Annotated in this window: 20 protein-coding genes; 15 read left to right on the top strand and 5 right to left on the bottom strand. The window is 48.8% G+C overall.

Translation table 11 applies throughout. The annotated features are described in order from the left end of the window. Nucleotides 1-28 precede the first annotated feature (28 nt). The 3 genes from CDA54_RS10075 to rpsT all read right to left on the bottom strand — a co-directional run bounded on the left by CDA54_RS10075 (nucleotide 29) and on the right by rpsT (nucleotide 1,870). Nucleotides 29-823, bottom strand: a complete 795-nt coding sequence (locus CDA54_RS10075; RefSeq protein ID WP_099034883.1) for a UDP-2,3-diacylglucosamine diphosphatase — start codon at nucleotides 821-823, stop codon at nucleotides 29-31. 103 nt (nucleotides 824-926) lie between these two features. After that, a complete protein-coding gene (locus tag CDA54_RS10070) occupies nucleotides 927-1,232 on the bottom strand; it encodes a hypothetical protein (RefSeq protein ID WP_099034882.1) in 306 nt (101 codons plus the stop codon). 374 nt (nucleotides 1,233-1,606) lie between these two features. Then, the gene (gene rpsT, locus CDA54_RS10065; RefSeq protein ID WP_099034881.1) at nucleotides 1,607-1,870 is read right to left on the bottom strand and encodes a 30S ribosomal protein S20; all 264 of its coding nucleotides are present in this window, start codon (nucleotides 1,868-1,870) and stop codon (nucleotides 1,607-1,609) included. Between the two features lie 164 nt (nucleotides 1,871-2,034). Here rpsT and murJ point away from each other — a divergent pair, with 164 nt between their 5' ends. The 6 genes from murJ (at nucleotide 2,035) to ispH (ending at nucleotide 9,424) form a co-directional block, all read left to right on the top strand. Continuing rightward, the gene (murJ, locus tag CDA54_RS10060) at nucleotides 2,035-3,603 is read left to right on the top strand and encodes a murein biosynthesis integral membrane protein MurJ (protein ID WP_099035007.1); all 1,569 of its coding nucleotides are present in this window, start codon (nucleotides 2,035-2,037) and stop codon (nucleotides 3,601-3,603) included. A 127-nt stretch (nucleotides 3,604-3,730) separates the two neighbouring features. After that, nucleotides 3,731-4,657, top strand: coding sequence for a bifunctional riboflavin kinase/FAD synthetase (gene ribF / locus CDA54_RS10055; RefSeq protein ID WP_099034880.1), 927 nt, complete (start codon nucleotides 3,731-3,733; stop codon nucleotides 4,655-4,657). Nucleotides 4,658-4,725: 68 nt separating this feature from the next. Beyond that, on the top strand, nucleotides 4,726-7,554 hold the full coding sequence (gene ileS / locus CDA54_RS10050) for an isoleucine--tRNA ligase (RefSeq protein ID WP_099034879.1): 2,829 nt from the start codon (nucleotides 4,726-4,728) through the stop codon (nucleotides 7,552-7,554). Next, nucleotides 7,547-8,044 carry a signal peptidase II gene (gene lspA / locus CDA54_RS10045; RefSeq protein WP_099034878.1) on the top strand — a complete coding sequence of 166 codons (498 nt, stop codon included), beginning with the start codon at nucleotides 7,547-7,549 and terminating at the stop codon, nucleotides 8,042-8,044. Before ileS ends, lspA begins: the two co-directional genes overlap by 8 nt. Next, nucleotides 8,037-8,471 carry an FKBP-type peptidyl-prolyl cis-trans isomerase gene (gene fkpB / locus CDA54_RS10040; protein ID WP_099034877.1) on the top strand — a complete coding sequence of 145 codons (435 nt, stop codon included), beginning with the start codon at nucleotides 8,037-8,039 and terminating at the stop codon, nucleotides 8,469-8,471. Before lspA ends, fkpB begins: the two co-directional genes overlap by 8 nt. Nucleotides 8,472-8,482: 11 nt before the next feature. Continuing rightward, nucleotides 8,483-9,424, top strand: coding sequence for a 4-hydroxy-3-methylbut-2-enyl diphosphate reductase (gene ispH, locus CDA54_RS10035; RefSeq protein ID WP_099034876.1), 942 nt, complete (start codon nucleotides 8,483-8,485; stop codon nucleotides 9,422-9,424). A 10-nt stretch (nucleotides 9,425-9,434) separates the two neighbouring features. Here ispH and CDA54_RS19950 read toward each other — a convergent pair whose 3' ends face one another. Beyond that, nucleotides 9,435-9,809: a type IV pilin protein gene (locus CDA54_RS19950; protein WP_099034875.1), complete on the bottom strand. Its 375-nt coding sequence runs from the start codon at nucleotides 9,807-9,809 to the stop codon at nucleotides 9,435-9,437. 125 nt (nucleotides 9,810-9,934) lie between these two features. Here CDA54_RS19950 and CDA54_RS10025 point away from each other — a divergent pair, with 125 nt between their 5' ends. From CDA54_RS10025 to CDA54_RS09985, 9 genes are all read left to right on the top strand, one after another. Continuing rightward, on the top strand, nucleotides 9,935-10,492 hold the full coding sequence (locus tag CDA54_RS10025; RefSeq protein WP_099034874.1) for a GspH/FimT family pseudopilin: 558 nt from the start codon (nucleotides 9,935-9,937) through the stop codon (nucleotides 10,490-10,492). Beyond that, nucleotides 10,486-11,112 (top strand): hypothetical protein, encoded by a 627-nt coding sequence (locus tag CDA54_RS10020; RefSeq protein ID WP_099034873.1) that lies wholly within the window; start codon nucleotides 10,486-10,488, stop codon nucleotides 11,110-11,112. The genes CDA54_RS10025 and CDA54_RS10020 overlap by 7 nt, the downstream gene beginning before the upstream one ends. Nucleotides 11,113-11,152: 40 nt before the next feature. Then, on the top strand, nucleotides 11,153-12,226 hold the full coding sequence (locus CDA54_RS10015) for a hypothetical protein (RefSeq protein ID WP_099034872.1): 1,074 nt from the start codon (nucleotides 11,153-11,155) through the stop codon (nucleotides 12,224-12,226). A 1-nt stretch (nucleotide 12,227) separates the two neighbouring features. Beyond that, a complete protein-coding gene (locus CDA54_RS10010) occupies nucleotides 12,228-13,910 on the top strand; it encodes a type IV pilus modification PilV family protein (RefSeq protein ID WP_180237183.1) in 1,683 nt (560 codons plus the stop codon). Between the two features lie 352 nt (nucleotides 13,911-14,262). After that, a complete protein-coding gene (locus CDA54_RS10005; protein WP_099035006.1) occupies nucleotides 14,263-14,847 on the top strand; it encodes a type IV pilus modification PilV family protein in 585 nt (194 codons plus the stop codon). Continuing rightward, entirely contained in the window at nucleotides 14,844-15,698 is an 855-nt protein-coding gene (locus CDA54_RS10000) for a PilW family protein (RefSeq protein ID WP_099034870.1), read from the top strand. The genes CDA54_RS10005 and CDA54_RS10000 overlap by 4 nt, the downstream gene beginning before the upstream one ends. Beyond that, on the top strand, nucleotides 15,695-16,267 hold the full coding sequence (locus CDA54_RS09995) for a PilX N-terminal domain-containing pilus assembly protein (protein WP_099034869.1): 573 nt from the start codon (nucleotides 15,695-15,697) through the stop codon (nucleotides 16,265-16,267). Before CDA54_RS10000 ends, CDA54_RS09995 begins: the two co-directional genes overlap by 4 nt. Before the next feature lie 9 nt (nucleotides 16,268-16,276). Further along, the gene (locus CDA54_RS09990; protein WP_099034868.1) at nucleotides 16,277-20,353 is read left to right on the top strand and encodes a PilC/PilY family type IV pilus protein; all 4,077 of its coding nucleotides are present in this window, start codon (nucleotides 16,277-16,279) and stop codon (nucleotides 20,351-20,353) included. After that, nucleotides 20,337-20,819, top strand: a complete 483-nt coding sequence (locus tag CDA54_RS09985; RefSeq protein WP_099034867.1) for a type IV pilin protein — start codon at nucleotides 20,337-20,339, stop codon at nucleotides 20,817-20,819. The genes CDA54_RS09990 and CDA54_RS09985 overlap by 17 nt, the downstream gene beginning before the upstream one ends. A gap of 32 nt (nucleotides 20,820-20,851) precedes the next feature. Here CDA54_RS09985 and CDA54_RS09980 read toward each other — a convergent pair whose 3' ends face one another. Continuing rightward, a complete protein-coding gene (locus CDA54_RS09980; RefSeq protein WP_229748121.1) occupies nucleotides 20,852-21,406 on the bottom strand; it encodes a GspH/FimT family pseudopilin in 555 nt (184 codons plus the stop codon). Nucleotides 21,407-21,492 lie beyond the last annotated feature (86 nt).

Genomic DNA, 21,492 nt, shown 5'->3' with positions numbered 1-21,492 from the left:
ACAGGGCGCTGCTGCACCGTCATTTTAATCAGGCAGCCTTGTTACTTTTGGTCTGTTTATTAAGTTGATGTACCTTCCCCCGTTGCAAGGTCCAGTAAATTAATTGCAGATTACCCTGTTGATCTTCAGTCAGCGCCGAACAGTTTTCGATCCAATCGCCCGTGTTGCAATACAGTACGCTGTTCTGTTGGAGGATTTCAGGATGATGAATATGCCCGCAAACGATGCCGTCCATGCCCATATTGCCTGCTGCACGACAACCGATATCGCGGTACCGGGCAATGGCTTTGTTGGCGCCTTTGATACGGCTTTTAATATAGCCCGCCAGAGACCAGTATGGATAGCCCAGTGCGGTGCGTAATTTGTTATACCACCGATTCGTAAAGAGCAGTAAATCGTAGGCTTTATCGCCTATCCAGGCGTGCAGTGGACCGAAACACACCTCCTGGTCAAATTGATCGCCGTGCATCAGCAGCAACTTCCGTCCATCAGCTGTGGTGTGTACATATTGACGGTGTATTTCGATATCGCCGAACACCATGCCATCATACTTCTGAATCGGTTCATCATGATTGCCGGGCAGATAGATCACCTTTGTCCCCTCACGGGAGAGGCTTAGAAGACGATGAAACAGTTTATTATGAGCTTTGGGCCACAGAAACTGGCGGCTCATGGCCCACATATCTACAATATCGCCCACCAGGTACAGAGTGTCTACTGTGCAATGATTGAGAAAATCTAACAGGTATTCGGCTTTACAGTCTTTATAACCAAGATGAATATCTGACAGCCAAAGTGTACGGTAGTGCGCTATATGAGTCATGGGCTTTCCACCTGCGGACTTTAGCCCAACGTACGCAAACCCTCTTACATTTTAGTGACGCAAATTTGAAATTGTGATGACAGGGCAGACCTGCAGGTATGTATCAGAGGATGTGTGACAGAGCCGCAATTGGCCCCTGACGTTCAATAATACGATACTGCTGGCAGGCATTCACTGATGGCATATCATGGCAGACAAACAGGTAGCCGGTGTCTTCATCAACTTTGACAAAACTGGCCCGGGCATCGAGCAGTTGGCCCGATTCTCCAAATCCACGCCAGTAGACCCCTTTTGAAATAACATTGGCACGCTCATACGTTACCAGTTCCGGCATGGGTACAAACACAACACCAGCCAGTAACATCATCAGAAAGAGCAATAGCAGGACTTTGATAATCGGGGATTTCACGACAAACCTATGATATTAACCAGGCATATAAGACAGAGGATAGTAGCAAAGGCCACTGTTGGTTGTCGTGTCTGGGTCTGTGTAGAATTGTAAAAGAACGTGACATCGGAGAAAAACGTTCCGGATACTTTCGGTATAGTCTATCCCTGGACATCGTCGCTCCTGCGCATCCATGCGCTCACGATATACGACCGCCACGGAGGGCGGAAGTGCAGGTTATGCAGCAGCAATTACCTGTCCGTCCATCCCTGGACACTAAAATTCCGGGAGAATTTTAGGACAGCTTTAGCTGGCCCGCCAAGCGGGTGTGTATCAGGGATGATACGAGCATAAAAAAAGCGCCCTGAGGCGCTTTTTTTAAGAAACCCTGTAACTCAGGCTAAGGCTTTGATCTTAGCAGCAAGACGACTCTTGTGACGAGCAGCCTTGTTTTTGTGGATCAAGCCTTTGGTTGCCATACGGTCCAGAAGCGGCACAGCGGCACTATAAGCACTCTGAGCAGCAGTTTTATCGCCGGCAGCGATAGCAGCCAGTACTTTTTTCAAACTGCTGCGCGTCATTGAGCGACGGCTGGCATTGTGCTGGCGGCGTTTTTCGGCCTGGATGGCACGTTTCTTAGCAGACTTGATGTTAGCCAAGGTGAAACTCCCAAAAGAATTTAGTCGAAATTTAAGGGCCCGGATTATTCCTTTTATACAGGGGCTTGTCAAATGGTTTTGTTGGAATATTGCTCATGAATAGGGTTTCTAAAACCCGCACAGATAGCTCATAATACCTGCTGTTTTCGTGGTTGGGGCGTAATGTGTCACTTAAGTTGTTGAAATCAGGGATTATCGTCAGCAGCATGACCTTGTTGTCAAGGGTTCTCGGCCTGATCCGGGATATGGTGGTCGCCAATCTGATGGGCGCGGGCGCGGCGGCGGATGTGTTTTTCTTCGCCAATAAGATTCCTAACTTTTTGCGTCGTCTGTTTGCTGAAGGGGCTTTTGCTCAGGCTTTTGTGCCTGTGCTCAGTGAAGTGCAAAAGCAGGATGACGAACAACAACTTAAACTCTTTATCGCCAGAGTTGCAGGAACACTCGGTACGTTTGTGTTAATCGTAACGCTTTTCGGCGTCGTAGGCTCGCCGGTGTTAGCTGCATTGTTTGGTACCGGCTGGTTTCTGGCCTATGTAGCTGATGAACCAGCGGGAGCCAAGTTTGAGCTGGCCTCACTAATGCTGAAGATCACTTTTCCTTATCTTTTCTTTATCACCCTGACAGGATTGTCCGGTGCAATTCTTAATACCCTGAATCGATTCGCTGTGGCCGCCTTTACCCCGGTATTACTGAATGTCTGTATAATCAGTGCGGCGATCTGGCTCTCACCAGAGCTTGATGAGCCTGCCATTGGTCTGGCCTGGGGGGTGTTCTTCGGAGGGATTCTGCAGCTGTTATTCCAGTTGCCCTTTTTGCGCCGCACCGGACTGCTGGTGAAGCCCCAATGGGGGTGGCGCGATAAAAAAGTGAGTAAAGTCAGGCGTTTGATGATACCGGCACTGTTTGGGGTATCTGTCAGTCAGATCAATCTTTTACTGGATACCCTGATCGCCAGTTTTCTGGTCACCGGTTCGATCAGCTGGTTGTACTACTCGGATCGGTTGCTGGAGTTTCCGCTGGGACTATTTGGAATCGCCATCGCTACGGTGATTTTACCGACGCTGTCACGCAATCATGTCAGCGCGGACAGCAATCAGTTTCGTGCTAATATGGACTGGGCGCTGCGAATGGTATGTATTTTGGGGATACCAGCCTCAGCAGGATTGATCGTGCTGGCGGAGCCGCTGTTAACAGTGCTTTTTGTGCGCGGTGAATTCACCCCCGCTGATGCGCAAATGGCTTCATATAGCCTGATGGCTTACGGTGCAGGCCTGCTCAGCTTTATGCTGGTAAAGGTGTTTGCACCGGGTTTCTTCTCCCGTCAGGATACCAAAACACCTGTGCGTTACGGAATCTGGGCGATGGCCGCAAACATGCTGTTCAATATTATCCTCGCCATACCTTTTGGTTATGTTGGGCTGGCCGCAGCCACGGCGTTGTCAGCGACCCTGAATGCACTGCTGCTATATCAGAAGTTACACCGTCAGGGGGTATATCAGGTCGACGCGGATAGTCTGCGGTTTATTGGCAGGATTGTTGTCGCCACAACAGCAATGATCGGATCCCTGGTATATTTGATGCCGGAGCAGGGGATGTGGTCAGAATGGACGGTATCAGAAAAAGTTCTGCAGTTAAGTTTGCTGATTGGTGCCGCAGTGGTATGTCTGGTCGTTGCAGCTTTAATTTCAGGGCTCAGACCCAGAGATCTTAACCGGCAGCCATTTTCTGATTGATTTCGCCAGTTCAATGAAATGTGCAAAAGATAAAAATGGCCGGAGTTTACAGGGTTTAATTCGCTTCGCAGTCGGTTATAATCCCGTGTTTTTTGTTTAACGTGTTAGATCAACAGAGGGGCAGTGGGTGGAGCTGATTCGTGGGCTGTATAATATCCGCGACAGACACAAAGGTTGTGTTCTGACCATAGGTAAATTTGACGGTGTGCATCTGGGCCATCAGGCGGTGATCCGTAGTCTTATCGAAAAGGCCAGAAATATGGGGTTACCGGCTACCGTGATGGTGTTTGAACCGCAGCCGGAAGAATTATTTACACCTGACACTGCTCCGGCTCGTATCAGCAGGTTAAGAGACAAGTACACCCAGCTTAAGCGTCTTGGAGTCGACAGGTTACTGTGTATTCGGTTTGACCGACGTTTTTCGCAATATACCGCTGAGTTTTTTGTGCAGCAGTTATTGGTAAAAAAGCTGGGAGTGAAATTTTTGGTGGTGGGCGATGACTTTCGCTTTGGTAAGGGGCGCAGCGGTGACTTTGCGATGCTCGAGCGGGAAGGTAAACGCTGGGGATTTGATGTTGTCAGTACCCGTAGCTTTCGTTTGCAGAATTGCCGGATCAGCTCTACCGCCGTACGTGAAGCGCTTGCCGATGGTGACTTTAAACGGGCCAGAGCAATGTTAGGGCGGCCTTTCAGTCTGATGGGTAAAGTTGTGCACGGCGACAAGAACGGACGCACAATAGGTTTTCCTACAGCCAATGTTTTATTAAACCGCTGCCGCGCCCCGGTGGCGGGCGTCTTTGCCGTAAAAGTGTATATCCAGGGCGGTAAATTTGACGGCGTCTGTAATATTGGCACCAGACCTACGTTAAATGGTCAGCGCTCTCAACTGGAAGTGCACCTTTTTGACTTCAATGGCTCCTTATATGGGAAAAGCCTGGAAGTGGAATTGATGGCAAAGCTACGAGATGAAATAAAGTTCGCATCTCTGGATGAGTTAAAAAAGCAGATTAGCCGGGATGCAGAGCAAGCCAGGTTGTTACTTTCGGCACAATGACCAACGACGCAGTTCGTCAGTTTTAGGCGAATAGAATACTAATTGACAGACAGTGGAACAGAGGATCGATGAGCGATTACAAACATACATTGAATTTGCCGGAAACCGAATTTCCCATGCGTGGCAATCTTGCTCAGCGTGAGCCTCAGATGCTCAAAGCATGGACAGAAGATGGCCTGTACCACAAGATTCGTAGCATCAAAGCGGGTAAAACGCCCTTTGTGCTGCATGATGGCCCTCCCTATGCAAATGGCAATATTCATATTGGTCATGCCGTCAACAAGATCCTCAAAGATATTATTGTTAAATCCAAGACGCTGGCAGATTTCGACGCGCCTTATGTTCCGGGTTGGGATTGCCATGGTTTGCCGATTGAACTGCAGGTAGAGAAAAAAGTTGGTAAACCGGGTAAAAAAGTTACCGATGCTGAATTTCGTCAGCATTGTCGGGAATATGCTGAGAAGCAGATAGCCGGGCAGAAAACTGATTTCATCCGCCTTGGCGTACTTGGAGAGTGGGATAAACCCTATAAAACCATGGATTTTCAGTCTGAAGCAGACATTATCCGGGCGCTGGGTCAGATCATCGATGCAGGGCATCTGGAAAAAGGGTTTAAACCTGTTCATTGGTGTACTGATTGTGGTTCGGCACTGGCAGAAGCCGAGGTGGAGTACAAAGATAAGGTCTCACCTTCTATCGATGTGGGTTATCCCGCTGAAGATGAAGATGCACTGGTTGAAGCATTTAAACATCCGGAAAATCATGTGGGTGAAGGCCCGGTGTCAGTTGTTATGTGGACGACGACTCCCTGGACATTACCAGCCAGCCAGGCGATCTGTGTGCACCCTTCACTGGAATATTGCCTCGTTCAGGCCGATACCGATAAGGGTAAAAAGCGTCTAATTGTTGCTGCCGAGCTGGTGGAACAGTGCATGGACAGGTTTGGAATCAGCCGCTATCACGCTCTGGGCTATTGTAAGGGGATTGCACTGGAAAATCTGCGCATCAACCACCCCTTCTATGAATACAGCGTGCCGATTATCATGGGTGACCATGTTACCACCGAATCGGGCACCGGTTGTGTGCATACTGCCCCTGGTCACGGTGTCGATGACTTTATTGTGGGTAAAAAGTACGGCCTGGAAGTGGTCAATCCGGTGGGTGCCAATGGTGTTTATCTGGCTGATACACCGCTTTTTGCCGGTGAGCATGTGTTTAAAGCGAATGAGCATGTCGTTGAGGTGCTTAAAGAGCACGGCAACCTGTTGCATCATCATGCCTATGAGCACAGTTATCCACATTGTTGGCGGCACAAGACACCTATTATATTCCGCGCCACACCACAGTGGTTTATTGGCATGGATAAAAATGGTCTGCGCCGTGATTCACTAAAAGAAATAGCTAGGACACAGTGGATCCCCGATTGGGGTCAGAGCCGTATCGAAAGTATGGTAGAAGGGCGTCCGGACTGGTGTATCTCCCGTCAACGGACCTGGGGCACTCCCATCGCACTGTTTGTGCATAAAGACACAGGTGAACTGCATCCTGATAGTCGCGAACTGCTGGAAAAGGTTGCACTGGAAGTTGAAAAAAGTGGCATACAGGCATGGTGGGATCTGGATGCCAAAGATGTGCTAGGTGAAGATGCCAAAGATTACATCAAGGTTAAAGATACTCTGGATGTGTGGTTTGACTCCGGTGTGACGCATTATTTTGTGGTGGATCGTCGTGATGATGTCCCCGCGTCTGCGGATCTTTACCTGGAAGGGTCAGATCAGCATCGTGGCTGGTTTATGTCATCTCTGATGACCTCGGTGGCGGCTAAGGGGCATGCGCCCTACAAACAGGTACTGACCCATGGTTTTACCGTTGATGCCAAAGGCAAGAAAATGTCCAAATCGTTGGGTAATGTCGTTTCTCCCCAGGACGTAATGAACAAGTTGGGTGCAGACATTCTGCGTCTGTGGGTCGCATCCACCGATTATCGCGGTGAGATGACAGTGTCCGATGAGATTCTCAAACGGGCCGCCGATGCTTATCGTCGTATCCGCAATACCTGCCGTTTTCTGCTGTCAAACCTGAGTGGTTTTGACCCGGATAAAGATCAGGTTCCGGTTACCGACATGGTGGCGCTGGATCGCTGGATAATGGGGCGCGCAAAGTTGCTTCAGCAAGAGCTGACGGATGCTTATGATCAATATGATTTTCTGGTGGTGACGCAGAAGCTGATGAATTTCTGCTCCATTGAGCTCGGTAGCTTTTATCTGGATATTATTAAAGACAGACAATACACCGCTAAGGCCGACAGCGTTGCCCGTCGTTCCTGCCAGACAGCGTTGTACCACATTGCCGAAGTGTTGGTCAGACTGATGGCACCGATCACGAGTTTTACGGCTCAGGAAATCTGGCAGGCTATGCCAGGTAAGCGTCAGCAATATGTGTTTGCCGACACCTGGTATCATGGTCTTGATTCACTGTCGGTTGAAGACGAGCTGGGCAATGCATACTGGCAGCAACTGATAGAAGTTAAAGACGCCGTCAATAAGGCTCTCGAGCAGGCGCGACGTGACGGACTTATTGGTGGCTCTCTGGAAGCAGAGGTTACACTTTATGCCTCTGCGGAGTTGGCATCATCACTGGCAAAGCTTTCCGATGAACTTCGCTTTGTACTCATGACTTCATCGGCGCAGGTGGCAGACGAGAAGAATCGTCCTGAAAGCCTCGCTACATCAGAGGTTCAAGGCCTTTGGGTGAGTGTCGAAAAATCAGGCGGTAGTAAATGTGTTCGCTGCTGGCATCACCGAGAGGATGTAGGCAACCATCAACAACATCCACAGCTTTGTGGCCGCTGTATTGATAATGTCGAAGGTCAGGGCGAGCAGCGTCATTATGCTTAATCTGTTTAAAAATACCGGGCTACGTTGGTTGTGGATTAGTATGGCGGTGCTGGTTGTCGACCAATTGACAAAAGTGTGGGTACTAAGTGGTATGGAGTTATATCAGTCCATTGCTGTGATGCCCTTTTTTAATCTTACCTATGTTCACAATTACGGTGCTGCTTTTAGTTTCTTAAGTGATGCGGGCGGCTGGCAGCGCTGGTTCTTTACCGCTATTGCGCTGACGGTCAGCATACTGATTCTGGTATGGCTGAAACAAACTAAAAGGGAACAGGTGTTGTTGCCCTGTGCGTTCAGCTGCATTCTGGGTGGTGCGCTGGGAAACCTGTACGACCGACTGGTTTATGGCTACGTGGTGGATTTTCTGGATTTCTATGTCGGCAACTGGCACTGGCCTGCATTCAATATCGCCGACAGTGCTATTTTTATAGGTGCGGCACTGCTTATAATTGATGCCTTTCGTAATAATGGGGTAAAAGCCGATGGCTAAAGTAATCGGAGCTGACAGCGAAGTAATACTGCACTTTGATCTTAAACTGGAAGACGGTTCAGCTGCGGACAGCACCAGAGTCAATAACAAACCAGCGAAGCTGAAAATTGGTGATGGTAATCTGACCGATAATTTTGAAGCCTGCCTGTTAGGCATGGAAGAAGGCGAGAAGAAAGCCTTTACCCTGGCCCCCGAAGATGCTTTCGGCATGCCAAATCCGGACAATGTTCATCATATGGATCGTAGTCGATTCGCTGCTGATGCGCCGCCGAAGGAGGGCATGATCATTGCCTTTTCCCAGCCCGGTGGAGCGGAAATTCCAGGTATTGTTCGCGAGGTGGCAGGGGATTCTGTTACTGTGGATTTTAATCATCCTCTGGCTGGTCACAGGGTGATATTCGACGTTGAAATACTACAAATTAATTAAGCTGAGGCACTATGCAAATTCACCTGGCGAATCCCAGAGGGTTCTGTGCCGGCGTTGATCGCGCCATTACAATCGTAGAACGGGCATTAGAAATATTCTCACCACCCATATATGTGCGCCATGAAGTGGTTCACAACAAGTTTGTGGTGGACGGGCTGAAAGAGCGCGGAGCCTGTTTTGTGGATGAGTTGAGTGAAGTGCCGGATGGCAGCATAGTGATTTTCTCAGCTCATGGTGTGTCACAGGCGGTACGTGCAGAGGCAGAACAACGTGGGCTGAAAGTCTTTGATGCTACCTGTCCGCTGGTCACTAAAGTGCATATGGAAGTTACCCGGGCAAGCAAAAAAGGGGTGGAATGTATTCTGATTGGTCATCAGGGACACCCTGAAGTAGAAGGTACTATGGGCCAGTATGACAATTCCAACGGCGGTATCTATCTGGTCGAATCGGCAGCCGATGTTGAACTGTTGCAGGTTAAAAATCCTGAAGCACTGTATTACTGCAGTCAGACGACATTATCGGTGGATGATACGGCGGATGTAATCGATGCGTTGCGGGTTAAGTTTCCGGCCATTGAAGGCCCGCGAAAAGATGATATTTGTTATGCGACACAAAATCGTCAGGATGCTGTCCGGGACCTGGCAGGCCGTTGTAATGTGTTGCTGGTGGTGGGGGCTCAGAACAGTTCTAATTCCAACAGACTAAAAGAACTAGCAGAGAAAATTGGAGCCCGCGCCCACCTGATTGCCGGAGCGGATTGTATTCAGTCTCATTGGCTCAAAGACGCCGATCACATCGGTGTCACGGCCGGAGCTTCTGCGCCTGAAGTGCTGGTGCAGGGAGTTGTGGACAAGCTTAGATCCTGGGGGGCTACCGACGTAACCGAGACGACCGGCAGACAGGAGAATATTGAGTTTGCCGTACCTAAAGAGCTGCGCATCAGGCAGCTGTAACGTTTAATTGTTACCAGCAGCCTGCAGGGGCCTTGTTCATCGACTGATCCAGCGTTAACGGGCTGCAGAGCGCATCTGACATCTGACTGCCCTTGGCTGTTGCCTTAAGCGTGTAAGTGGTGACGCCATCGTCTTCCACCGTAAATGTATAATAGTCACTCGCTGGCATACCAAGGGTTGCCGTATTTGCATATTGATCATTTTCAAGCCGGTATGCTTCCTGCCGGAGTTGTAACAGCAACAAACTCTGCTTTGCATCATTGCGACGTGAGCCGCTGATCTGCTTCTGATACGAAGGAACAGCGATGACGGCGATGATGCCAACAATCGCCACTACGATCATTAACTCTATTAGTGTGAAACCCGCAGAAATTTTTACCTTCATGGTTATTCAATTTTCCGAATCTGAACTAAAATTATAGTCAATGTGCAAAATGGATGTATAGCTGCACTTTTACCAATTGGAATTGGCCAATCTGATTGGCACTAAGGACATACTACGGAGAGTATATGGTGATGGACAAACCCTCGTTCCCTTCCCGATACAGCCGAGTCAATCACACCATTGGTGTGTCTTTGATTGAGTTGCTGATAGCCGTCACGGTGATTAGTTTGACGATCTCCATAGGTGCGCCAGCGCTTATCGAGTCATTCAAATCACAACGTGTCAAAGGTGCTGCGCAAACCGGCTACTTTATGCTGCAATATGCACGCTCTGTAGCCATCAGCAGAGGCACTGATATCACCCTTGATTTCGTTTCCGGTAGCAACTGGTGTGTTGGTATCAGTGATTCAGGTCCCTGTGACTGCAGTACCGCTAACAGCTGTACTATCGATGAAATTGAGTTTCGTCTGAACGCCGCGCAGTATCGTAATGTGAAGATGAATAACGTCACTTTCAGTGCCGGAGCCACGGTTATTGATGGCAGACATGGTATGGCAACCGGGCATGCCGGTGCTCTTGAGCTGACCGATGGTGAAAATACCATGAAGTTGGTAATGAGTAATCTGGCCAGGGTGAGAATCTGCACTGAGACGGGAAATTCCGGAGGTTACCCTTCATGTTAGAGAAATGGCGTCAACGGGGTGGCAGCCTCGTTGAACTGATGATTTCCATGTTGCTGGGAATGGCCTCTCTGTCGATGCTCGCGTCAGTAACGGGTTATAGTGTTGGCACTAATGCCAAACTGATCGGTCAGGCGAGGCTGACTGAGGAAATGCGTGCCGCATTGTTTCTGATAAGTCGTGAAGTGCGCCGCGCCGGACTCAATGGTGATAGCGTTTCCCGTGTACAGGATCCGGCCAATAAACCGTCAGAGTTTGCCTCCAGTATTGTGGTTGGTTCCTATCCGGGAGAGATGTCCGATAGCTGTATTCTGTTCAGCTACGATATGAACTTAAATGGTCAGGTGGACAAAAAAAATCCTAATGAGCGTCTTGGCTTCAGGCTTAAGGATGGGGCGATTGAGGTACGTCAGGCCGGAGCTTCGTGTGATGAGCCAGGGTGGCAGGATCTGACCGATAGCCAAATGTTAGAGATTACATCTCTGTCTTTTTCAATGGTTATGACGACCAGCAATCAGGTTACCCGATATTATGTAGATATCGATCTGCTCGGTCAATTGTCATCCAGGCCAGAATTTAACCGGCGCTATCAACAGAGTGTGATGGTCAGGGCTTATGACTAACTTCAGACCAGCTCATCAGCAAAAAGGAGCGATAGTCCTTGTGTCAGTCGTATTGCTGCTGGTTATGGCTTTGATGGTTACCCTGTATACAGGCCGTGTTAAATCGCTGCAATATAAAACGCTGCTTAATGAACAAAATTATATTATGGCTTTCGCGGCTGCTGAAGCGGGATTAATGAAGGCGCTGGGAAGGCTGTCTGAGGATCCCGAATGGGACGCTAGCCAATTGAATGAAACGCTACCCGGTAATTTATCTTACTCAGTAACCGGCACCCGTTCTCAGATTGACAGACAATCTGCGACGTTCACAGTGGTTGACCTGGAATCATTGGGTACCTCAGCAGATGGTCTCGCGCAGGCAATAATAAGGGAATCAGCGTTACTCTATCTAATATTGGCCAATCAGCCGGACGCGCCGCTGATCGTTGCCGGCGGGTTAGCCGTCAGTGGCAACTTTGAAGTGGCGGCAAATGCCAACGGCGGCGGAACAGGTGTGCCGTTGTCGATTTGGACTGATCAGACTGTGGATATGAATGCTGGCAGTGGCACAACATGCGGACTACAGGAATTTTATGACGGTAACTGTAGCGCAAAGCCTTACTCAGAAAAGGGCGTTAAGAGTCCGGATATTCTGGATAATGATCCCGGATTGCCCAATGATCTGATGGAGTATCTGTTCAACGTGCCGCAGTCTGAATGGTCACATTTGAGAGCCGATGCAGATCAGCGCCTGGTTGATTGCAGCACACTCAGCGCCGGCTCTGTCGGGCTAATCTGGGTAGATGGTCAATGCACTCTGAACGCCGGCAATGTTGTCGGTAGTGCTGACGCGCCAGTAATACTTATCGTCAGTGATGGTGATATCAGTATGAAGGGTGGCGCCCGGGTGTTTGGAATACTCTTTTCCTTCAGAAAGTCAGAGACTCTGGCGGATTTTGAAATAGATATGACCGGTAATGCGGTAGTTGTCGGAGCCGTGGTATCTAACCATCCGGTGGGACATGCCAACGGGAGCTACAAAGCGGTTTATGGTGCGGATGTGCTGCAGTCTATCGAACAACACCAGGCATTCAAGCGAATCGGGCGAATTCCCGGAAGTTGGCGGGACTATTAGTATGTTTTCAGCCAAAGGCTTTACGTTAGTTGAAGTACTCATCGCTGCATTGATCATTATGATCGGTGTGGCCGGTTATGTGCGTTTGCAAAGCTACTATATCCGCAGTGATGCCCAAACTAATCAGCGTTCTGTTGCCATGCAGCTTGCACAGGATAAGTTGAGTGATCTTCGCGGCTTTACCTCGCTGCGCCCAGTACCCGGAGAATTTTCTTTTTCGGATATTACCGATGATGTGGGCGGGCAGTTAGAGGCTGGCGAGGTGGAAGTAACGCTGACCAAGGATGAGCAAAAACTGTATACCTTTAATCGAAACTGGGAAGTGACGCATCAATATTTTGTAGATACCAATGCCGATGGAATTGCAGATAGCTGGCTTAATAATGGTGATCCTGCTTTGCCTGCTGTCTTGCCGCTTTGGCCGGCTCAGAAGCAGGTCACTGTTACAGTAAGCTGGGCCGATCCGCAGGGTGAACAGCAATCATTGTCGTTGCAGGCCAGCATTGCCCCCGTGACTCAGGCTTCAAGTTATCAGGCTGTCAGCGAATCTGATAATGCCAGGGCGACCCCCGTGGTGAGTCATACAGCCGGCCTGGCCCCTGATGTTGTTGCCTACGAGCTGGGCAACAATAACAAAGTTGAAACCAGTAAACCTGTGCCTCAGACCAGTGCACAGGAAGGAAATAACCAGGTTAGTTTTGAGACAGTGCAATATACTGACTCGCCCGGGGATGAGACGAAACTGAAGCGGGAAGAGTTCGTTACTGTGGGTTGTCTTTGTCAGTTGGCCGGAACCGGAAGCGGAAAAACACCGCACATAACAGTGCTCGCTGATAAAGCGCTAGGGATTAAGCCGGGTAAGGAAGTTATTAAAACAATTGGCGAACCAGCGCCGGGCAATCAGCCCTCTCTTTGTGGGCAGTGTTGTCGGGATCATCATGATACTGCAGACATGGTCGTAAACGAACAGCATTATCGTGCCGAGGAGGGAACGCCCCACAAACACTATGAGTCTGATGGTAAAGGTGGTTTTTCCATGGCGTCCGCCCTGGGCGATCAATATAACGAAGTCTGCAGGTTCAGGCGGGTTGACGGTTTGTTCCAGATTTACCCAGACTGGCAGTTGTTAGATATTATTGCGTTTGATGATCAATACCTACTTGATGCAAGTAATCTTGAAAAGTATACCGACTATACCGAGGCCTTGATCAGTAGACACATTCAGGGGTTGGCCGCTCCCGCCCGCCCGAATGATCGCAATATAAGTGTGGTCCCTGGTGGTTACCAGATGATTGCCAGGGGAATTTATCTCGACAGGATGAAAACAGAACACCGACAACAGGTGCTGGAGGTAATACTCAGTGGCGAGAAGAACTGGAAAGCGCTCGCTCCGTTCTATGATATTAATCTCACGCTGTTGGCGAACTGGTCTGTTCAAAGCCCCGATGTGGCGACGGTCACTCATCAGGATATTCAGTCTCTGGTCGATCCTGATAACGATTATTATGGCACCTACAGCCGTGGCAGGATTGAAGCGCTACAAGATGGGGCAACGAAAGTGATTGTCCGGTCGTATCCTTTTAACTCGGGAATAACCGGTGTTGAGGCTGTATCGCCAAAAGAAGCTGAAGCGGTTAAAGTGGATGATTCTGTTGAAGTAAAAGTCAGTGACACGCCTTTGTAAAGTGTTGCTGGTTGCACTTTGTACACGCCAAAGCATTAAAAGCACAATGTTTCATCCTGACTAAGCCACGTCACTGACTTGTTGACCGGCTTATCATTTATGCATGGCTCAGGCTTTTTACCTTTTCTAACCTGTTCAGCTTTCATACCTGACCATCGCTTTTTATAACGAGCATATTATCTCTCTGTGCTAGATTTAACTTGCCTTAATTGTTTATGTGGCTTTATCAGCCCGGATTGAGGGTGAGTTTCAGGTATTAAAAACTATTCGCAGATGTGGGACGGTTATGCTCGTTGGTCATACAAATCATAAATATCAACAGGCTGGGCTTATGCACAGCAAGGGGATAGGTATGATTGAAGTTTTAGTTACGCTTTTTATTCTTTCCATCGGCTTGCTGGGCGTCGCTTCTTTGCAATTTATCGGTTCTTTTTCCAATGCTGATGCGCTTAACCGTTCTCAGGCGGTTATTCTGAATCAGCAGCTTGCAGAAAGGCTCCGGGCCAGTGCTGTATTGTCTGATAATGGTGATGGCCTGGTGGTGGACGACGGTTATTTCGACCCGGATATTTATAACTTCGCTAATCTCAGTGGTTGCGGTGGGGGCAATCCCTACCAATGCTATTGTTTAGCTTTACCGGCCGATATTCCGGATTGCACTGTGGGTCAGTGCAGCACCGCAGAATTCGCAGAGTTTGACGCTTATCAGGCCAGTTGCGCTATCGCCAGTGCCAATCCTATGGCAAACCTTTCACTGACCTGTACGGATAATAATGCTCTTGACGGAGATGCTTGCAGCGCCGGTTCAAGACATCGCATTTTGCTGTCCTGGCCGGTAGAAAACTGGAAGAACATTGACCGCGAGCTGAATCAGGTCTGTAACCCTGACGCGGGTGCTGAGCCGCAAGATTGTGTTGTATTGGATGTGACCCTATGAATCAGCGTGGGTTTAGTTTAGTTGAGCTGATGATCAGTCTTACTCTGGGGCTGCTGATTTCTGCGGCCATCATTCAGGTAATGGTCAGCAATCAGGTTACTGAGCGGGTGAACCGCTCTGTGGCTTCGGTACAGGAGAATGGCCGTTTTTTTATCAGCCGTATGCGTGGTGAACTGATGATGACCGGCTTATATGACCCCCTGTCTCCAAACCTGAATACCGATGTAGATGTTGTTGATGAAGCCGCATTTTTGCAAAACCGGCCGGTAATTCTCGCAGGAGACTTCGTCGCCCGCCCTGGACTGGGTGCAACACAGGGAGCAGACGGTGCTGATGATGTATTGGTTGTTGCCTTTCAGGGGCTCAGAGACTGCAGAGGTTACAAGTTAGGCTATGCGGACGATGAAGAGTTTTTTGTGGTGAATGAATACTTTGTTCAGGACAATCAACTCAAATGCCGGGGATTTGATGGTCGCGTGTTAAGAGGGCAGAAAGCTGCAGAAGGTAATAATGCAGACGCGGCCATGACATTAATGGATCAGGTTCAGAGTTTTCAGGTGCTATACGGTATCGCCAATAACCAGGCCGCTGGTGATTTTAGTGCCAGACCACTGAGGTATGTGACGGCCGATGAGCTGGATGATGAGCGGGATGCCGAGTCAGGCATTGTGACCATCAGAGTCGCAGTACTGCTCGAAGGTGATGGTGAAGTACAGATGGATACCGTACCTAAGGTTAGGTTATTGAACGAGAGCGCAGTTACGCCACCCGAAAAACGTCTTTACAAGACTTTTGAAACCACGATTTCGCTGCGCAATGTGAAAAATCAGCATAAGAGCAGAAAGATATGAAACAGCAACAAGGTTTGGTTTTGGTATTAGCGTTGCTGGTGCTGATGAGTCTGACCATTCTTGGCGTCTCTTCAGTCAGCAGTAGTTTGATGCAAAGTAAAATGTCTCAGTCAATGGAACGTCAGTTGCTGGCATTTGATGCCGCTGAGGCTGCTATTGCAGGCGTGATATTTGAGTCTGAGGATACACAAGTTCTGACCGATGATAACCTGATGGATCCCCTTTCAGAAGCACGTCAGGATGATGCTATTGACCTGCAGAATGAAGAGCTCAGTTGTTTCGATCAGGTTGACTGGACCTCCCGACAGCTCACTCAGGCAGGTTTAACCGCCGGCACTTTGCATCAGGCAGCCGGAGATTATTATGCAAGTCCCAAGACTGCCAGTTGGTCGCGTACCGCTTTTGTGCAGGAGCAAGCTTGCCTGGGCTCCAGCAATGTAATAGGTGGTAGTAATATTAATTGCCATGTATTTCTAATCCGGGGATGCGGAAAGCTGGAAGAAAAGTCTTTGGCTATTGCCAATACGCAGAAAGCAGCCGTATTTGCGCCTGCGTCTGGTAACCAATAGAGGTGTTGTATGTCTATCCGTAGAATTTTTGTTTCTGTCGCAGCCTGTACTTTGAGTACCATGATCAGCCTGACAGCCATGGGCGATGACCTTGAGATTTATCTGGGCGCAGGTGACAGTCAGGTTACCTTCAATCCTAACGTTCTGTTTATTATGGATACGTCCGGAAGTATGGGAAGCAAGGATGGCACTGCCACTAACAGGATGACCAAGGTGCAGGAAGGATTGAAATCTGTGCTTTCATCAGTGACGAATATTAATGCTGGTCTGATGCGATTCTCAGACCACGGGGGACCGGTACTGTATCCGGTCAGGAATATTGACGAGCCTGTGGCACCAGAGCTGATCACATCAATCCAGCAACCCGGCGATGATGGTCATGAAATCAATGGTGTGGTGAGTCTTAATACCAACAGCCTGAAGCTTGTTGAAGGTACTGATGTAGTGACTTCCGGTCTGAGATTTTCGGATATCAATATTCCCCAGGGCGCGACAGTGACCTCTGCGTCTATTCGTTTTACCTCGGCACAGCTGAGCGCCGGAAATGTGTCTATAAGTTTTGCAGCTGAAAAAGAGGTTCAGGCTGCGGAATTCAGCAATAGTTCCGATAATCTCAGTGGCAGAAACAAAACCCTGAATAGCATAACCTGGGATAGCGACAATGATTGGCCCGCCACCGGTGAGCTGGTAAATACTCCGGATATCAGTGCTGTTATACAGGAAGTTGTAGACCAACAAAATTGGTGTGGCGGGAATGATTTGAATATTCTGATTGCAGGTCAGGGTAGCAGCGGCACCAGCTCAAGGCTGATTCAGGCCAATGACCAGGGCGAGGGGCAATCGGCACAATTGGTCGTAACCTATGACAAACTCAGTGCGACGGGCTGTATTTCCGGCCAGTCCACCTATCAGTTGTCCTCACAGGGGAACAATACAGAAGAGAAACACAACGGCTATGATTCCACACTTACAGAGCTAACCTTTAATAACTATTACAATGCCTATATAGGCATGCGTTTTGAAAATGTCAGTATTCCTCAGGGAGCCGAAATACAGGAAGCCTATCTGGAATTTACTGCCTATCAGCACCGAACCGGAGGCGGAGCTTCTTTTAACATTTCAGCGGCAAACGTGGATGATGCAGAGGATTACAGCCCGCATCAACGCTACATGGTAAAAAATGTAGCCAAAACAGCGAGTGTCAGTTGGAATAGTATTCCGGCCTGGTACAAAAATAACGACTACCAGAGCCCTTCACTGAAAACTATTATTCAGCAGGTTATTGACAGGGGCGGCTGGCAGGCGGGCAATGCGCTGGCGCTAATCGTGTCTGATATACAAGGTGTCAGAGGTGCGTACAGTTATGACGGTAAGCCTTCGGGAGCACCTCGCCTGGTGATTAAGTATAAGGGAGACGCAACGCCAGAGTCCGTATCTACAGTGCGCGATCACTTAATTAATAAAGTGGATGAACTCACGGCTAATGGTCTTACGCCCATCGTAGATACCTTATATGAAGCGGTAAATTACTATGGTAGTTTGCCGGTGGATTATGGCCTGACCAGAGGAACAGGATCTGTCAGCAGTTCTGTCAGAAGAGCAACCAGGGTGAGCCACAGGCTTTCGTATGCCGGTGCCGATGCGGTATTGCCTGCGGGTTGTACAGAAGATGATCCGACCAACTACAACTGTATCAATGAGTATATCCCCGCGGGAGCCACTTATCTTTCGCCTATTACTGACTTGCAGTGCCAGACCAATAACCACATTGTGCTACTTTCTGACGGCGAAGCGAATAATAATCACAGTGTCAGTAAGGTACAGGCGTTGTTGGGTCAGAGCTGCATGGATGCCAGCGGGGGCGAGAAGTGTGGTATCGACCTGGTGAAAAATATAAGTAAAACCGGTGATTCAGTGATTGATTCCAGGATTATTACCCACACCATAGGTTTTTCTGCCAATGCCACCGCCAATAATTATCTTAACCAGCTGGCACTCAATGGCGGTGGTGGATTTTATGAAGCGGACAATGCGGAAAATCTGATCGAGGCATTCCAGAGCATTCTTAAAACGGTCAAAGATGTGAACGCGACCTTTGTTTCGCCCGGTGTTGCGGTTAATCAGCTCAACAGACTGACCCACAAAGACGAACTGTACTTTGCGTTGTTTAAGCCGGCCGAGGGAACAATCTGGCCCGGTAATCTGAAAAAGTACAAGATCAGCGGCGATACTATACTCGACAAGAACGGCAACGATGCGGTGGATGATGGCAGTGGATTCTTTCATGATAACGCCCACAGTTACTGGTCGATCATTGCTGATGGTAACGATGTGCGTGAGGGCGGTGCGGCGAGTCAGCTGGACCTGCTGAGGAACATCTACTTCTTTACTGGATCGGGAGGTATTATTAATGAAAACAATGAGTTACATGAAGATAATGATGCTATTACCGTAGCAAACCTGGGTATTCCTGTTCAGGCTGATGATGAGGTATTGCGCACACAGGTTCTGAAATGGGCCCGCGGTGTTGATGTCTTTGATGATGACAACGACGGCAATACCGATGATGTGCGGTTACAAATGGGTGACCCGATTCACTCTCAGCCGGTGATTGTTAACTATTCGGCAACTGACAGCGCCATTCTGGTTTCAACCAATCAGGGTTTCCTGCATTCTTTTGATGCTGAAACCGGTGAAGAAAACTTTGCCATTAGCCCCAAGGAGCTGCTGACCAATCTGTATGACTTTTATCAGGACAATTCCAGTTTCAGTCATATCTATGGTCTCGATGGCGACCTGGTGTTGCGGAACAAAGGGAATCAGAAGATTCTTTATGTGGGCATGCGCCGTGGGGGCAATAATTACTATGCTTTTGATATTACGAACAAAACATCTCCTTCATTGTTGTTTAAAATAGAGGGTGGCAGTGTAGGCTTTGAACAACTGGGACAGAGCTGGTCACGACCTACAATTACGAAGGTCAATATTGGCGGCAGTGTTAAAACCGTACTGATCTTCGGGGGGGGCTATGATGATGATCAGGATAACAAAGTATTGAGAGCACCCGACATGACCGGTAACGCAGTGTATATGGTTGATGCCGATACGGGGGCGTTGTTGTGGCGTGCCGGTAAAACAGGCGCTGACCTGAATCTGGCAGACATGCAATATAGTATACCGGCCCGGATTTCTGTCATTGATCGTGAAAATGATGGTGTGGCAGATCATATGTATGTGGCGGATACCGGAGGGCAACTGTTCCGGCTGGATATTAATAATGGTGAATCCGCTTCTGATTTGGTAACTGGCGGTCTGATGGCAACTTTCTCATCGGATGGCAGTGCGGCGGATAACCGTCGTTTTTACTACGGTCCGGATGTATCAGAAGTGAGTCTGGCTAATGAACACTACTATGCTGTAGCGCTGGGTTCAGGTTACAGAGCTCATCCATTGAACACGGAAATTCAGGATAATTTCTATATGATTAAAGATTTTGGGGTATTTCAACTGGATCAGGATGGTAATTATACTTTGCCCGAGACAGCCTATACTCCAGGCAGCCTCTACAATGCAACAGCGCACTTGTTGACCAGCAGTGATCAGGGAGAGCAGCAGCTGGAGGCAGCCGCATTTGCAGAAAAGCATGGTTGGATGATTGAGCTGGGCACAGGCGGAGAAAAAGTTCTCGCCTCACCGCTGATTCTTAACTATCGTATTTTCTTTACCACCTATCTCCCGGCATCGGCCAGTGATAGCATTTGTGCTCCGCCAACAGGTAACAGCAGGGCATATCTGGTTGAGCTGGTTAATGGCAACGCGGTGACAGATCTTAATCAAAATGGTGAGAAAGAACATGTCGATCGCCATGCAGACCTAAAACAGACAGGTATCGCGCCAGATACCAAGATTCTGATTGAAGATATCGTTGAGCCGGTTGTTTGCCTGGGCACCGAATGTACCTCCGCAGTAAAAGATCCCAACGAGGACTGTGGTACAAAGTTTGAGTGCCTGGCTGAAAATATCTACGGGCGCTTCGAGCGTGTGCAGCGAAGTAGCTGGAAAACGGAGAGTGAACGTGAGCAATAATCTGAGCTTAAATGGCTTGCGGGGATTTTCCCTGATTGAACTGATGGTGACCGTGGCGATTATTGGAATAATTGCCGCGGTGGCTTACCCCTCTTACATGAACTTCATGGTGGGTAGTAACAGAGGTGTAGCTCAGTCTGATTTAATGGCATTGGCTGCGGCAATGGAGCGCCACAAAGCAGCCAATTTCAGTTATAAGGGCGCAGCAGAGGGAGGCGATACAGGCACGCCAGCCGTGTTTCATGGACACTCTCCATCCAGTGAGCCTGAGGCTAACAAACGTTACAATCTGACCATTGATACGGTCTCTGCCAGTGGCAACAGTTATCAGTTGAAAGCTTCGCCTGTTTCAGGAACGCCACAGGCCGATGATGGTGATATTTTTTATTTCAGCGATGGACGTAAGGCATGGGATAAAAATAATAATGGGGCTCTGGCGGCGTCTGAGTATTGCTGGAGCTGTTAAGATACAGCTCCCCATTTAGTTGAACGCTTCTTCTAGCTGCAACTCAGTGGCGTGCCCTCGTTATCCTCATGGATATCATTGTTATCGCTATCCTGACTGAGCTTAACCCTACCTTGCAGGCTTACCATTAACGCCCTGGCAAACTTATCAGTGTTATCCTCATCACAAATAAGCACAGTCGCTGCGGCTGATGCTGTGCCGTTGCCGTTAAACTGAATGGGTACAGCCGGGCCGCTGATATTGAGCCCTGATGGGCTAATACTGGTTCCGGCCAGAATCTCTTCATCGTCACTTCGTGTACCACTTTGGTCGAGATCGATAAACACCATCTTGGCCAGTTCCCAGTTGTTGCTGCAACTTGAAAAATCGGTGGTTGGGCAAACAATCGTAATACTTTGTTCATCAATGGCGGTGTTCCGGCCAAGCTGGATCACACCACTGATTTCATTAACCTGTGCCGTTATCCGGTTTCTGGTCAATAGCTCTCCCACATTTGGGGCGACGACTGTGATGAGAATACTGATAATGGCAAGTGTGATCATCAGTTCCATAAGGGTCACGCCCCGTTGTCTGTTCCTGCTTTGCACAATAAACCTCTTGGTTGTACTTTTGACTATCACTAAGCATACAGGTGAATGGGTATTATAGGGTATTGGGATACTGGGTTTGTTAT

This window comes from Lacimicrobium alkaliphilum, from assembly GCF_002591895.1.
In the GTDB taxonomy this organism is placed as follows: domain Bacteria; phylum Pseudomonadota; class Gammaproteobacteria; order Enterobacterales; family Alteromonadaceae; genus Lacimicrobium; species Lacimicrobium alkaliphilum.
This window is presented reverse-complemented; position numbering and strand designations above follow the sequence as displayed.

What these genes read in the sequence shown, in the direction of transcription:
- CDA54_RS10075 (WP_099034883.1), bottom strand. Translation starts at nt 823, where the DNA reads ATGACTCATATAGCGCACTACCGTACACTTTGGCTGTCAGATATTCAT.
- ileS (WP_099034879.1), top strand. Translation starts at nt 4,726, where the DNA reads ATGAGCGATTACAAACATACATTGAATTTGCCGGAAACCGAATTTCCC.
- lspA (WP_099034878.1), top strand. Translation starts at nt 7,547, where the DNA reads ATGCTTAATCTGTTTAAAAATACCGGGCTACGTTGGTTGTGGATTAGT.
- fkpB (WP_099034877.1), top strand. Translation starts at nt 8,037, where the DNA reads ATGGCTAAAGTAATCGGAGCTGACAGCGAAGTAATACTGCACTTTGAT.
- ispH (WP_099034876.1), top strand. Translation starts at nt 8,483, where the DNA reads ATGCAAATTCACCTGGCGAATCCCAGAGGGTTCTGTGCCGGCGTTGAT.
- CDA54_RS19950 (WP_099034875.1), bottom strand. Translation starts at nt 9,809, where the DNA reads ATGAAGGTAAAAATTTCTGCGGGTTTCACACTAATAGAGTTAATGATC.
- CDA54_RS10025 (WP_099034874.1), top strand. Translation starts at nt 9,935, where the DNA reads ATGGTGATGGACAAACCCTCGTTCCCTTCCCGATACAGCCGAGTCAAT.
- CDA54_RS10020 (WP_099034873.1), top strand. Translation starts at nt 10,486, where the DNA reads ATGTTAGAGAAATGGCGTCAACGGGGTGGCAGCCTCGTTGAACTGATG.
- CDA54_RS10010 (WP_180237183.1), top strand. Translation starts at nt 12,228, where the DNA reads ATGTTTTCAGCCAAAGGCTTTACGTTAGTTGAAGTACTCATCGCTGCA.
- CDA54_RS10005 (WP_099035006.1), top strand. Translation starts at nt 14,263, where the DNA reads ATGATTGAAGTTTTAGTTACGCTTTTTATTCTTTCCATCGGCTTGCTG.
- CDA54_RS10000 (WP_099034870.1), top strand. Translation starts at nt 14,844, where the DNA reads ATGAATCAGCGTGGGTTTAGTTTAGTTGAGCTGATGATCAGTCTTACT.
- CDA54_RS09995 (WP_099034869.1), top strand. Translation starts at nt 15,695, where the DNA reads ATGAAACAGCAACAAGGTTTGGTTTTGGTATTAGCGTTGCTGGTGCTG.
- CDA54_RS09990 (WP_099034868.1), top strand. Translation starts at nt 16,277, where the DNA reads ATGTCTATCCGTAGAATTTTTGTTTCTGTCGCAGCCTGTACTTTGAGT.